This is a genomic window from Salegentibacter maritimus (assembly GCF_016236915.1).
GTDB classification, from domain to species: Bacteria; Bacteroidota; Bacteroidia; order Flavobacteriales; family Flavobacteriaceae; genus Salegentibacter; species Salegentibacter maritimus.
On sequence record NZ_JAEHOK010000013.1, the window covers coordinates 81,286 to 95,002 of the forward strand.

Below are 13,717 nucleotides of genomic sequence, written 5' to 3' on the forward strand. Positions count from 1 at the left end.
TATAATATATTGATAAACGTAAAATTATTCTGTGATTAGAAAACAATATTAAGTAAAGATACTAAAATTGTTCTTGCGTTATAAATTAAAACTTTTTATCAGACTAAAATTTGAACATCATCATTTTCTGTATTGATTATCAATACCTATCATTTATTAAACGTCCTATACAATTTATGGCTATCGCTTTATAAAAACACTTTAGAGATAGATACACCGGCACCAAAATTAGGGGTAGCAATTTCACTAAAATCACCACCTAAATGAAGATTTAAATTCACTATATTTTGCAGTAAATTTAAATCTATATAAGTAGAAAACACGTGCTTACCATTTATGTTTGAACTACCTTTCCCACCGTAGTTTTTTCTAAAACTGCCTAAAAATCTATATGGGATTTTATTAAAAGCCATTCCGCTTAAACCTAAGTGATGTGCAATTATTTTATTATTGGCAATCCTAAACCTGTCCGGGTCAAGGCTAATAAATGGAAGCCCTAAAACCCTATTTTCATAAGTCCAACCAGATCTATAAAGGTTATTATTAAAATAATTATCCTCCCCATCGGTAGTTGGCGTGTTTTTACTTTGATTTTTGGTATAGTAAAATTCGTACATTAAAGCTTGAAGCCAGGAATCTAATGGAGCCCTTGTATTTTCTACAAAAACACCATATCGGCCATCGGGTGTATTTCTAAGTAAACTTCCAGAGCCGTCTTCAAACAAATGATTATAAATTAGCTCAATATTATACCCCGATAATTTGGTTTTCATATTGATCTCATAACTTCCAAGATGATTTCCCAACCCATTAATTTCCTGTTCAGAAATTGCATCTCCGGTATTATTGCCTACACCTCTTCCGGTTACCACTCTTGTATATGCTTCAAAATTAGAAGGTAGATCTCCATATTCAGGATGGGTTCCTCCCCATTGCACAAAATGTCTTAAACCTGCAGAAATCTGGAATTTAGGTGATGACTTATACACCAGGTGAAAGCTTTTATGATGTAATCGGGTATTATCTACAAAGCGTTCATCGTCCATAAGATATTCTTCCAGTGAGGCCCTGAATCCTAATCCTGTATTATTTTTAAAAAATATTGGACGCTTTGTAAAAAACCGAATTCCGGGAAGAGGTCTGGCGTTTAAAGACCATAATACACTTTGATTCGTGGCACTTAAACCTTTATACAAATCTCTTCGCTGTTTACGACCAATTACTACTCCCAACCAGGAATTATTAAAAGTAAGGTAAGACTCGTCTAATTGTAATTTATCGGTATACCCATCCTGATAGAGCGCAGCAAGACCAAGTTCTAACGTGGCGTTTTCAGAAATTTTATAAACTCCATTTGTGCTTATAAAACCGGAAAAATTGGTACGTTCATCTACTCTTCCCCTTTTATTGGTATGAAACCAAAAAGGAGAATCTTCTCCAGTGTATGTTAAACCAAAACTATGAACCTCGCCACTAAAGTCGATTTCTTGCGAATGTAGGCTTAGAAAAAATGAGAGAAATAAGAATACTAGTAATTTTTGTTTCATAAGTAGGCATTAAGGCTTTTAAAAGATGCTAAATTCGATTTAAAATTATGTAATTTTATACTTCTAAAACTTAGAAATGCTATCTATTTTTCAGAAAAAATATTTTTTGGCCGATTTGTTGGGCGGTTTTACCGATTTTCATAACCATTTATTACCGGGCATAGACGATGGAGCAATTAGCGTAGAAGATTCTATAGCTATGATTCAGAAGTTTAATGAATATGGGGTCACAAATTTTGTAGCCAGCCCACACGTGATGGGCGAATTTTATCAAAATACCCCTGAAACCATTTTCCCGGCTTTAGAAAAAGTAAAGAAAGCATTACCCAAAGGAAATTCTATTAAGGCAGCAGGTGAGTATATGATGGACTTGTATCTCATAGAGCAACTGGAAAAAAACAAGGTACTGCCAGTTACAAGTAATTATGTTTTAGTAGAAATGTCTTATTTCCAGGCTCCAATAAATTTAACCGAGATCTTATTTAAAATACAGAATAGTAATTTAAGACCAATACTTGCACACCCAGAACGTTATGCTTTTTATCACGACAGCAATTTTAGCAAATATAAGGATCTAAAAGAAAGAGGCTGTGATTTTCAATTAAACATGCTGTCCTTAAGTTCTCATTATGGAAGCAGTATACAGAAAAAAGCCTTTCAACTACTTGAAAACAGAATGATAGATTTTATTAGTAGCGACGCACACCGAATGGAACACCTGGAAAAAATTGGAAATATAAAATTAAATAAAAAGCAAGTTTCTGCCCTAGAGCCTATAATTGAAAAATCTAAAGCCTTATTTCAATAAAAATTTGAATCTATAATTAGATATAAAATTAAGATAGCTAACTACAAAACACTTCGACTTTCGACTCCTGTGGCGTTGGCTGAGTGTGACAATACGTTTTAATAATTAGCTTCTCAGAAACCAGGAATGTAGGTTCAACCACCTGCAACGCGGAAAAGTTTGTTCTGAAGGCATAGCAGGCGAAGAATCAAAGCGATGTCAGGCTGAGCCCGAATAGACGGGCCGGGAGGACGAATATTAGGAAAGTCGAAGCCGGGCTTCCTAAAAACATCAAATATAGTGGCTTACGACCAAGCATTTCGACTTCCCACTCCTGTGGCGTCGGCTAGCTTTAAAACGAGTTCAAGGTAACTTTAGCCTCTTAAAGTACGACTACTTTTTGTAGATATTCAAAAAATATAGCCTGAAAACCCTTATTTATTACCAGATACTTTATTCTTTATTCGCTGCCAGCGAGAGTCCTTATCTACTCCATAACCATATCCATAACCATACGAGTAGCCATAATTAGCTCCATAAGAGAACTTTGAATAATCTACATCGTTAAGAATAATAGCAGGACTTTTAAGCTTGCCCTGTTGTTTTAGTTCTTTAGGGAAATCCAACATTTTCTTATCGGTAAAATCAGATCGCACTACATACAAAGTTGTATCAGCCAAAGGACTAATCAATAGTGTGTCAGTTACTATCATGGTTGGAGCGGTGTCTACCAATACAAAATCGTAAATTTGAGCGGCATACTCTAATAAACTTTCCAGTCTATCGTTCATTAACAATTCTGCCGGGTTAGGTGGAATAGGCCCTGAAAGCACCATATCTACTTTTATACCAGCCTCCTTTTCCACCGAAATAATTTCTTTTTCGGTCACATCCAAATCGTAAAGATAATCGGAAAGACCTTTTGGAGCAGTATCGCTAATTTCTCCATATCTATGAAGTTTCGGGTTCCGAATATCAGCACCTACCAGCAATACTTTTTTACCGGTACTAGCCAGAGTACGTGCCATATTATAAGATATAAAAGTTTTTCCTTCTCCTTTTATAGTAGAGGTCACAAATATCACCTCTCCCCTGTCCTTATTTTTATTCTGAAATAAATAAGCCAAATTTGTTCGCAAAATCCTAAAAGATTCCGCCAGCGGAGTCCGGTCGTTTAATTCTATTCGTTGGTTTTGTTCTTTACCCACCCGCGGTACTTCTCCAATAAATGGAATATGCTTTGTTAATCCGCTTAGCTCACCCTTATGATGAACTTTGGTATCCAGGAGGTTTTTAAGAAAAATAACTAAAATGGGTATAATTAAACCAATTAAAAACCCACCCACCAAAATAAGCCAGGGTTTGGGGTCTACAGGCTCATTATTGGTAAATGCGGCATCTACAACCCTTGCCACCGAGGCTGTTGCAGCAAATGAAATAGCCGCCTCTTCTCTTCGCTGTAAAAGGAATAGATATAGTTGCTCTTTTATTTGCTGCTGACGCTCAATGCTTCTCATGCCCTTTTCCAAACCGGGGAAATTACTAAACTGGCCCTGAGCCATGTTCCCTCTTTGGTTAAGCTCCCTTAATCTTACATTAATTGAACGCCGGGTGCTTTCGATATTTTCAAAAAGATTTTCTCGTAAGCTATCCAGTTGCTGTGTTAATGTTTGTACCACAGGGTTACGTTCTGTACCTCCCTCGAGGTACATATTGCGCTCCATCACGAGACTGTTATATGAATTTGCCAATCCCGAAACGCCTCCTTCACTAATTCCTACATCGGGAAGTAATTCATAATCCCCCCGGCTTTTTAATAAATCCTCAACCGAACTTAAAAGTTGTAGCTGTGTTTCTAAATTAAAAACTTCCTGTTCGGCTGCGGTAAACTTAGATTGGAATTGGGATGCGCCACTACTAACATCCATTATTTGATTTTCCCTTTTAAAATCGGCAATATTCACTTCAACCGAATCTAATTCGGTAGTAATCATCTCCAACCTGTCCTGAATAAACTTAGTGGTATTTTCTGCCACCTCCTGTTTATCTTTAACGCCTTCTTCATTAAAGCGTTCCATTAATTTAGCAAGAAAATCTTCGGATTTTTTGGGTATTTCCTGCACTAAACTTAGAGCTAAAATGTCTTTTGCCTGCCCTTTTTGAGCTATTTGAAGTTTACCTATATAATTAGCAGCAACAGACCTAAGTGATTGTATTTTAATCGTAACCGGACTGGTTTTTCTAAAAGTTCCTTCCTCTTCGCCAGATTTTGGTAAAATAGTAAATTGCAGATTATCAAGATTAATCACCTCTCCAATACTATGATTTTTTGAATAACCACTGGCTTCTTCCTCCAACATGAAGGAAGTATCAGAGGTTGGAGTCACGACTAAACTTTTGGAAACTGAATGCACTAAACTATCCGGGGTAATAAATTCAATTAATACCGGACTTGATTTATAAGCTTCCACGGCAATTACATTGCCCTCAATAAAATAACTAATATTATGATCTAATTCATCAACAACACTCTCTACGAGCTGTTTAGATCTTAATTTTTCAATATGATTTTGAATACCATCATCCTGTAAAGAAAAAATAGCTCCTCCACCTGATGGAGTTGCATTCATCGCATTCTTTTCCTGGTCATCTACAATCATCATTGTAGCTCCCGTTCTATATTGTGGAATGGTATATCTATTATAAAGATAAGCGATGAGCCCCCCAACAAGGAAACCAAATAATATCCATTTCCAATGGGCTAAATATTTATATAATTCCGCTTTTAAGTCGAAAGTAGATTCTTCCCTCTCCTCGTTAAAATCGTTTAATTCTTCCATCTATCGCGTGAATATAAAAATTAAACTCAGAGTTGAACTAATAAGTCCTAAAATAGCCCCCGGGCTACCAAAAAATCCGGCAGATTTCATTCTGGCATAGGTAGGTTCTACATACACAATATCATTTTGTTTTAAATAATAGTAGGGACTTTCGAAAAGGTCAATTTCGGTCATATCTATAAATCCGACCGATTTTACCCCGTCTATTTCTCTAATAACCCTTATATTTTGACGTTTTCCGGTATAGTTTATATCACCACTCATCGCCAGGAGCTCGGGCATAGTTACTCGACCATCGGTAATTTGAACACGTCCCGGCGAACCTACTTCGCCTAAAACGGTTACACTAAAATTCACGATTCTAACATCTACCACAGGGTCTTTTACATATTCTGAAATTTGTTTTTCTAGTTTTTCCTGTATTTGGGTTCGGGTTAGGCCCTCTACCTCTACATTGCCAAGCACTGGAAAATTGATAGTTCCATCGGGACTTACCAAATACCCGGAAAGCGATTGATTTTGTCCACCACCACTACCTCCCTCGCGTTGCTGATTATTTTGAAAGGGTTGTACTAGTTCTTCATTTACCGAAGAAGAAGAAACATTAATTCTTAGCACATCGTTTCTTTCAATCTTAGGCTCATACTCCAAAAGATTTACCTTGCCCTCTAATTTTTCAACCTCGTTAAAATATACCACCTGATCTTTTGTGGCGCAGCTCGTAACTATAATACCTAAGAAAAGAAAACATAAAGCTTTCCTTATTGATTTAAACATGCAGTTTTTTTTATTCACTTATTACTTCTTCTTTTGTATCCAGGCTTTCAAATAATGAATTATTACTCTTAAATTCAGGAATAAGAATTTTCATTTTCTTAACCATTTTATCGGCTTTTAATGAATTCGCTGATTTAATAATCTTTTCTATCCTCTCTTTAATTTGTTCGTGATCACGTACCACTTCCTGGCCTATCATAATCTTTTTATGATGCGTTGGAAGCGTTTTACATTCGTCATTCAACAACTCTTCATAAAGCTTTTCACCGGGTCTTAAGCCTGTGATTTTCACCTTAATATTTTTATTTGGATCGTAGCCGGCAAGTTTAATCATTTTTATGGCCAAATCCATAATTTTTACCGGTTCTCCCATATCAAAAATAAAGATCTCTCCTCCTTTCCCCATAGCTCCGGCCTCAAGAACCAACTGGCAAGCCTCGGGGATCGTCATAAAATATCTAATAATATCAGGGTGCGTAATGGTTACCGGCCCTCCTTTTTCTATTTGCTTTTTAAATAGAGGAACTACAGAACCATTGGAGCCCAACACATTTCCAAACCTGGTAGTGATAAACTTAGTTGTGTTTGGATCTTCTTTTATTTTTGAGTGATAAAGGGACTGTACGTACATTTCGGCAGCTCTTTTTGAAGCTCCCATCACGTTACTGGGGTTTACTGCTTTATCTGTAGACACCATCACAAAATGTGATACGTTATATTTTAGAGAAAGATCGGCAAGATTTTTTGTTCCCTGGATATTAACAAAAACCGCTTCGTGTGGGTTTTCTTCCATTAAAGGCACGTGCTTATAGGCTGCAGCGTGGTATACCACGTCTATTCCCTGGTTTTGGAACATAAGCTCCAATCGCTTAAAGTTACCTACATCACAAATAATGAATTTACAATTCAAATTAGGGAACTTTGCATTTATTTCCAGACTTAAAGAATGTAAGGGGGTTTCTGCCTGGTCTAGAATAATCAATTTCTTCGGATTATACTGGGCAACCTGCCTTACAATTTCACTTCCTATAGAACCGGCTCCCCCGGTTACCAAAATAGTTTTACCGGTTAATTGTTCAATTTTATTTTCGGGATGAAGCCTAATAGGCTCCCTCTCCAGAAGATCTTCAATTTGCAAGGATTTTACCTTCTTAGCAATAGGTTGCTCGTCTTCTCTCCAGGTAGAAACAATTGGAGCATTAAACACCTTAATATTATTTTCAAGACAATCTTCTACAAAATTGAACTTTTGCTCGGCAGTAAAACTATTTTCGGAGAGTATAATGGCATCTGCATCTAAAGACTGAACCGCTTTATGAATTTTAGTTGAATAATTCACTACCGGCTTATCCAACAACCTAATACTTTTATTGTGCTTCTCATTGGTTAGAAAACCAACTATTTTAAATCTTCTGGGAATTTCAATATCTAAAGCTCCGGCAATAGAAATCGCATTTTCATCTGCCCCTAATATAACGGCTTTTAGAATATCTTCATCCCTACTAACTAGTTTAAAATATTCGTAAATTTGTTTTACACCTAATCTGAATAAAAACAGTAGGGAGAAAGAGGCACATAAATTAATAAATAAGCCACCTATCAAAAATATTTTCTCTCCTATAGCAAAATAACTTACATAATTAATAAGCAATAAAGTAAAAAATGAACTTATGGTTGCTAAAAGCAATTTTAGTGCATCTATGTTGGAAGAATACCTAATAATCCCCGCGTAGGTTTTAAACACATAAAAGTAGAAAATATGAACCGCTATTACGATAAAGGCCTTATCATAAAAACTAAGTATGGTGTAATAATTTGGGGTAAGGTCTACAATAATTAAAACCGTGAACATGGTAGATATGGCTACCAAGGAAAGGTCTATTAAATAAACTGCCCACCTGGGCAGATACTTTATATTCCTTAAATCGAGAGCATTATCGGTTCCCGATAATATATTTCTTAATATTTTACTTAATTTATCTCCCATAATTATCTACTCGTGCATCGAGATTTAATTACTTTTGAGGCCCGGCTCTATGTCAAAAACTGCTTATAGTATCTACTAAAATACCTCGCAGGCTGTTTATTTATTTTCTTTTAAGCAGGACAAAATTCCATTTTTAATTCGTTCTTTTTGTTCCTGAGACAAATTAGATCCCGAAGGCAAACAAAGTCCGTTCTCAAACAAGTTTTCTGCTATGCCATCTCCATAAAAAGCTGCGTTTCTAAAAACAGGTTGCAAATGCATGGGTTTCCATAAAGGCCTACTTTCTATATTTAAAGTTTCCAGATGCAAACGCAAATCTTCACGACCTATTCCACCGGTTTTCTCTTTATCAATACTTACAACGCTCAACCAATGATTGGAAAAAAAGTCATTGTTTGGAGCACTATGAACTTTAACCCCTTCAATTCTAAAAAACAAATCTACATAAAAATCATGCATTTCTCTTCGTGCACGCACCCGTTTATCTATTACCTGCATTTGGCCGCGCCCAATTCCTGCCGAAATATTGCTTAATCTATAGTTGTATCCTATCTCGCTATGCTGGTAATGAGGTGCAGCATCCCTGGCTTGTGTGGCCAGGAAAACTGCTTTTTCTTTAGCAACTAGGGTTTTAGTAATGAGCGCACCACCTCCCGAAGTGGTAATGATTTTATTTCCGTTAAAAGAAAGAATAGCATATTCAGAAAAAGTTCCACATTTCTGTCCCTTATAAGTACTTCCCAAAGCTTCAGCAGCATCTTCAATGACCGGAATATCAAACTCTGAAGCAATTTTATTAATCTTATCTACCTGATATGGCATTCCATATAAATGCACGGCAATTATTGCTTTTGGTTTTTTTCCTTTGGCAATTCTATCTTCAATAGCCCTTTTTAAGTGTTTAGGACATAAATTCAAGGTCTCTTCTTCACTGTCGACAAACACAGGAGTCGCACCTAAATAAGCAATAGGATTTGCTGAGGCAGCAAAGGTCATACTTTGACAAAGCACCTCATCGCCTAATTTTACCCCCAGCATCACTAGTGCTAAATGTAAAGCAGCTGTACCAGAACTTAAAGCCGCTACAGCACCTTCTTTAGAAGATTCACTAAATAAATATTTTTCAATATCATTTTCAAAGCCATTCACATTAGGCCCTAATGGAGCCACCCAATTCTGCTCAAAAGCCTCATTGACGAATTTTTGCTCAGCCCCCCCCATGTGTGGAGAGGATAACCAGATTTTATCCTTATTCATTCAAGTATTTTATAATTTTTCCCGGATTGCCAACAACAACGGCAAAGTCTGGAACATCTTCAATAATTACGGCACCGGCACCTATAGACGCCCATTTGCCAATTTTCACCCCAGGAATGACCGAAGCTCCCGTACCTACCTGAGTACCTTCACCAATATTTACATTACCGGTAATTACGGTATTGGGTGCTATATGCACAAAATCCTTAAGCTGCACATCGTGTTCAACAACCGCACCAGAATTAATAATACAATGTTCTCCTATGCTTGAACCTGAGTTAATGATAGCCCCGGGCATGACCACAGTACCGGCTCCCATTTTAATATTGTCCGAAATTATTGCGCTAGCATGACTAAGTGCTTCAGCTATTGCTCCGGTAAACCTACGTGCAACCGATTTTCTTATCATATTATCACCTATCGCAAAAACAGAGGGGCTGGCCAGCTGATCTTCGCTTGGCTTATGCGTTACCTTTAGGCCAAGAAAATTTTTAATTTCCACATTATCGTCAAATATGGCATCTATTTGAAGATTCCTGCTTTTTACAATATCATAAACCACTTTTCCGTGACCACTGGCTCCGTAAATATTCATCTTTAATTCTTACCGTTAAAGGCTTCCGTAGTAGCCATATTCGCTGTGTTTATTCCTTCAGAAATCAACACCTTCTTTATTGTTTTAAAAATAATTTTTAAATCTAATGCAAAAGATAAATTTTCAACATACCAAACATCATACTCAAACTTTTTGGTCCAACTAATGGCATTTCTACCATTTACCTGCGCCCAACCGGTAATCCCAGGTTTTACATCATGTCTTTTTTTCTGCCTTTCTGAATATAAACTTAAATATTGCGGCAATAATGGCCTTGGACCAATTAAGCTCATATCACCTTTTAAGACATTAATTAACTGTGGAATCTCATCTATGGAAGTTTTTCTTACAAATTTCCCAACGACAGTTAACCTCTTTTCGTCCGGGAGCAAGTTTCCTTCAGCATCCCGTTCATCTGTCATGGTTTTAAACTTGATAATATTAAAAATCTGTCCATTTTTCCCCGGCCTTCTTTGAAAAAAAAAGGGTTTGCCAGCATTTGCCAAAGCTAATAAAATTGTAATGGGAATTAGTAGCGGACTAAACACTAATAATGCCGTAAAAGCAATAAAAAAGTCAAGTATTTTTTTAAAAAAGTGTTTATACATACTAACGCCTTAGACCTTATAATTCCAATATTTTTTTAGCCGCGCAAAACTATGATTTTATATACAGCTTCTCTAATCTTTTGTACTCCTTTAACAAAATTTGCCAAAATTCTTTGCGTTCATAATACTTACAAATCTCTATACGCGCATTTGAAGCCAGTCTCTCGGTATAATTATCATTTTCAACCAGTAATTGCATCGCTCTTAAAAGAGCTGAATTATCTTTAACCGGAATGATTACCCCATTAATTCCTTCTACAATTATTTCGTTGCAACCATTAATATCACTCACTATTGCCGGAAGGTTCATTGCACCGGCTTGCATTACCACATTGGGAAAACCCTCGCGGTAACTGGGAAATGCAAGGGCATTTGCAATCGCAAAATAAGGCCTTACATCTTCTTGATATCCCGTAGTCATTATTTTTTCGTGCTGCTGAATTGTTTTAAAAGTGTCCTCTTTTAACGGATCCAATTCTTTTTCGAATGGGCCAACCAGTAGCAGCGTACTGTTTTGTTTCTGCTTTTGTAGATTTGTAAACGCGGTTACCAATTCGTTGATCCCTTTTTCACTAACCAATCTTCCTATAAAAATAAAAACAAAATCTTCCTGGGGAATACCTAGCGACAGCCTTTTATTCCTTTTTTGGGTTTCATCAAATTGATTAGGATCAAAGTAATGGGTATCGATACCATTTGAGCTTCCTTTCCCCAGTACTTTTAATTTATTTTCTTTAGCAAAACCCTCCATAAGGATGATTTCTCGTAGACCCCGGGAGTTAGGATAAACTTTTGTTGCTAAACTATAGGTAAACTTTTCTACCAAGTTTAAAATCTTTCGTTTACTACCGGTAGTTTCCATAAGTGGCAAACCGGCGACCGTATGCAGTCTAAGTGGTACTCCCGCCATCTTTGCTGCCAGCATTCCCACAATTCCCGCTTTAGGCGTATGTGTATGAACAATCTCAGGTTTTTCTCTTTTAAAATAGTGATACAGTTTCCAAACCGCTTTTATATCCTGCACCGGGGTAATAGCCCTGGTCATTTCTACCCAAAAAGTATGTACGCTATTGTTTTCGCCATATTTCTCCAGTCGTTCTTTCTCAGCAGCCACTGCCGTAACCTTATAATGCTGATTCATATAGGTTAGTTGTCCCTCCAGGAGTTTTTCCAGGGATAGTGGGATGGTGGTGATACGGATTAGTTTTTTGGGCATATAGAAATTGATAATTCACAAAAGTAGTTTTTTGAGTGACATTATCTAAATTCACTTTAAATAAAAAATTAGTAAAAAAACAGGACTAAATACTGATTTCAAGCAAATCCTGCCTTATATTAAAAATTTCCCAATTAACTCTTTGGAATTAATTCTATTATGAGGTTTCATTTAACTTTAATGTAAAAATTGAGTAAGGCCACACCAAATCTAGTAAAACGGATTTTGATATTGTAATTTATAAAGATGAAAGCTAAATACACAACCTAAGAACCGAGAGTGACAATCGGAATAGAATTTCAAACATTCAAAAAAATAACACTTAATAAATAATTCAATTCAGACAGAATTTATTTTACACTCTTAAAAATTTTAATGATTGCTTAAAGCTATTTATTAAAGTTGTTACATTTGTTCCTATATTGGTTTTTGTGATTAAACAAGTATCTAATAACTTATTCTTACCACATGAAAAACGAAAAACTTCTTATTTATGGTAATGGCCATTTTGCTGAGTATGTGGCCTATGTTTTTGAAAATGACACGAAATATGAGTTAATGGGTTTTTGTATTGAAAAGGACTTCTATTCGGGGAAAACAAATGACGGAAGACCAGTTTATATTTTTGAGGAAATCTTAAAAGAAACTACTTTTAAAGATTATAAATTATTTATAGCCGTAGGTAATAATCTAATACGTAAAAAGATATTCGAAAAGGCTAAGTTTGCGGGTTATTCTTTTGCAAATTATATTTCCAGCAAAGCCAATTACTGGCCAAACATAAAGTTAGGGCAAAATATCTTTATAGACGAAGGCTGTACTATTCAACCATTCGTTACTATTTTAAATAATAATATTTTATTCGCTTCTAATATAGCTCATCATACACTCATTAATTCTCACTCTTTAATTAGTGTTTGCACAACCGGAGGGAATGTAACCATAGGGGAGGAAAGTTTTATAGGTATGAATACTACGATAAAACAAAACGTAATTATTGGAAGAAGAAATGTAATTGGAATGGGATGCATAATTGAAAGTAACACCCCCAATGATGCAGTTTATTCTCAAAAAGGAACCGTCAAAAGAGATTTATCATACAGTCAGGTAACTTCACATTTTTTAAAATAGTTATTTGATGGATTTTGAAAAATTTAAAAAAATATATTTAAAAGAAGATCCGATATATTACCCCAATAAGGTGCCAACAGAACCTATAGTTAGTATCATCGTATTAGCTTACCAACACGTCAACTTTATTAAAGAATGTTTAGATGGTATCCTTACTCAACAAACTGATTTTGAATATGAGGTTATTTTAGGAGAAGACGATTCTATAGATGGAACCCGAGATCTATGCATAGAATATGCTGAAAAATATCCCGATAAAATTCGTTTGTTTCTACACCATTCAATAAATAAAATAAAAGTACAGGAGACGATTACGGGTAACTTTAATATTATTTACAATTTTTTTCAAACTAAGGGTAAATATATTGCAATCTGTGATGGTGATGATGTTTGGCACGATAAATCTAAATTACAAAAGCAGTTTGATTTTTTAGAAGATAATACTGACTATTCCATATGCTATCATAATTTCGAAATGATAAATGAGAATGGAGATTTTATTGAAAGTGATAAGGCATCCCCTCTAAGATTCGACCTCTCTCAGGAACAATTAAAATGCCCTTGGATTCATCCTTCCACACTAACCATATTTTTCCGTAATAACTTAAAGCTACCAAAGGAAATAACTAAAGTGCTTAATCTAGATATATTTATCTATAGCCTTTTGGGAGAAATTGGCAAAGGGAAATTTATTAGTGATATTAATTATTCGAAGTATAGAATTCATTCTGGTGGAATTTGGAGCCAGGTAAACAAAGAAAAAAGCATAGTTTTCAAAATTCACGCGTATAAACAACTTTCTAAATATTATTTTAGAAAAGGTGACAAAAATGCATTTAAAAAATTTAATAAACAGAGCCGAAAATTAAAAAACTCCTTACTATTATATTATTTTAAAAAACGAAAATTTAAAAAAATGTTTAAGTCATTTTTTTATATTAATAAATTTAGCCGTTAAGGTGTTCTACCAAA

Annotated in this window: 11 protein-coding genes; 3 read left to right on the top strand and 8 right to left on the bottom strand. The window is 35.4% G+C overall.

Annotated features, from left to right (window positions below):
- Positions 1–188: 188 nt before the first annotated feature.
- Complete coding sequence (locus I6U49_RS11310; protein ID WP_198628736.1) at positions 189–1,547, bottom strand: capsule assembly Wzi family protein; 1,359 nt, start codon at positions 1,545–1,547, stop codon at positions 189–191.
- A gap of 76 nt (positions 1,548–1,623) precedes the next feature.
- On the opposite strand from I6U49_RS11310, the gene I6U49_RS11315 reads away from it, so the two are divergent.
- The gene (locus I6U49_RS11315; protein WP_198628737.1) at positions 1,624–2,355 is read left to right on the top strand and encodes a tyrosine-protein phosphatase; all 732 of its coding nucleotides are present in this window, start codon (positions 1,624–1,626) and stop codon (positions 2,353–2,355) included.
- 413 nt (positions 2,356–2,768) lie between these two features.
- Here the strand turns inward: I6U49_RS11315 and I6U49_RS11320 are convergent, their stop codons facing one another.
- The 7 genes from I6U49_RS11320 to I6U49_RS11350 form a co-directional block, all read right to left on the bottom strand.
- Positions 2,769–5,174: a GumC family protein gene (locus tag I6U49_RS11320; protein WP_198628738.1), complete on the bottom strand. Its 2,406-nt coding sequence runs from the start codon at positions 5,172–5,174 to the stop codon at positions 2,769–2,771.
- Positions 5,175–5,951: a polysaccharide biosynthesis/export family protein gene (locus tag I6U49_RS11325; RefSeq protein ID WP_198628739.1), complete on the bottom strand. Its 777-nt coding sequence runs from the start codon at positions 5,949–5,951 to the stop codon at positions 5,175–5,177. It abuts the gene before it with no gap.
- 10 nt (positions 5,952–5,961) lie between these two features.
- A complete protein-coding gene (locus I6U49_RS11330; protein ID WP_198628740.1) occupies positions 5,962–7,938 on the bottom strand; it encodes a polysaccharide biosynthesis protein in 1,977 nt (658 codons plus the stop codon).
- Positions 7,939–8,034: 96 nt separating this feature from the next.
- Positions 8,035–9,195, bottom strand: coding sequence for a DegT/DnrJ/EryC1/StrS family aminotransferase (locus I6U49_RS11335; protein WP_198628741.1), 1,161 nt, complete (start codon positions 9,193–9,195; stop codon positions 8,035–8,037).
- Entirely contained in the window at positions 9,188–9,790 is a 603-nt protein-coding gene (locus I6U49_RS11340; RefSeq protein ID WP_198628742.1) for an acetyltransferase, read from the bottom strand. The genes I6U49_RS11335 and I6U49_RS11340 overlap by 8 nt, the downstream gene beginning before the upstream one ends.
- 2 nt (positions 9,791–9,792) lie before the next feature.
- Positions 9,793–10,398, bottom strand: coding sequence for a sugar transferase (locus I6U49_RS11345; protein ID WP_198628743.1), 606 nt, complete (start codon positions 10,396–10,398; stop codon positions 9,793–9,795).
- Between the two features lie 49 nt (positions 10,399–10,447).
- On the bottom strand, positions 10,448–11,614 hold the full coding sequence (locus I6U49_RS11350; RefSeq protein ID WP_198628744.1) for a glycosyltransferase family 4 protein: 1,167 nt from the start codon (positions 11,612–11,614) through the stop codon (positions 10,448–10,450).
- Between the two features lie 468 nt (positions 11,615–12,082).
- Between I6U49_RS11350 and I6U49_RS11355 the strand changes: the two genes are divergently transcribed.
- Together I6U49_RS11355 and I6U49_RS11360 are read left to right on the top strand one after the other, a co-directional pair.
- Positions 12,083–12,745, top strand: coding sequence for an acetyltransferase (locus tag I6U49_RS11355; RefSeq protein WP_198628745.1), 663 nt, complete (start codon positions 12,083–12,085; stop codon positions 12,743–12,745).
- Positions 12,746–12,752: 7 nt separating this feature from the next.
- Positions 12,753–13,703, top strand: a complete 951-nt coding sequence (locus tag I6U49_RS11360; RefSeq protein WP_198628746.1) for a glycosyltransferase family 2 protein — start codon at positions 12,753–12,755, stop codon at positions 13,701–13,703.
- Positions 13,704–13,717: the final 14 nt, after the last annotated feature.

Excerpts from the sequence above, each read along its gene's own strand:
- I6U49_RS11360 (WP_198628746.1), top strand. The coding sequence starts at position 12,753 with ATGGATTTTGAAAAATTTAAAAAAATATATTTAAAAGAAGATCCGATA.
- I6U49_RS11315 (WP_198628737.1), top strand. The coding sequence starts at position 1,624 with ATGCTATCTATTTTTCAGAAAAAATATTTTTTGGCCGATTTGTTGGGC.
- I6U49_RS11335 (WP_198628741.1), bottom strand. The coding sequence starts at position 9,195 with ATGAATAAGGATAAAATCTGGTTATCCTCTCCACACATGGGGGGGGCT.
- I6U49_RS11320 (WP_198628738.1), bottom strand. The coding sequence starts at position 5,174 with ATGGAAGAATTAAACGATTTTAACGAGGAGAGGGAAGAATCTACTTTC.
- I6U49_RS11325 (WP_198628739.1), bottom strand. The coding sequence starts at position 5,951 with ATGTTTAAATCAATAAGGAAAGCTTTATGTTTTCTTTTCTTAGGTATT.
- I6U49_RS11355 (WP_198628745.1), top strand. The coding sequence starts at position 12,083 with ATGAAAAACGAAAAACTTCTTATTTATGGTAATGGCCATTTTGCTGAG.
- I6U49_RS11330 (WP_198628740.1), bottom strand. The coding sequence starts at position 7,938 with ATGGGAGATAAATTAAGTAAAATATTAAGAAATATATTATCGGGAACC.
- I6U49_RS11310 (WP_198628736.1), bottom strand. The coding sequence starts at position 1,547 with ATGAAACAAAAATTACTAGTATTCTTATTTCTCTCATTTTTTCTAAGC.
- I6U49_RS11350 (WP_198628744.1), bottom strand. The coding sequence starts at position 11,614 with ATGCCCAAAAAACTAATCCGTATCACCACCATCCCACTATCCCTGGAA.
- I6U49_RS11345 (WP_198628743.1), bottom strand. The coding sequence starts at position 10,398 with ATGTATAAACACTTTTTTAAAAAAATACTTGACTTTTTTATTGCTTTT.
- I6U49_RS11340 (WP_198628742.1), bottom strand. The coding sequence starts at position 9,790 with ATGAATATTTACGGAGCCAGTGGTCACGGAAAAGTGGTTTATGATATT.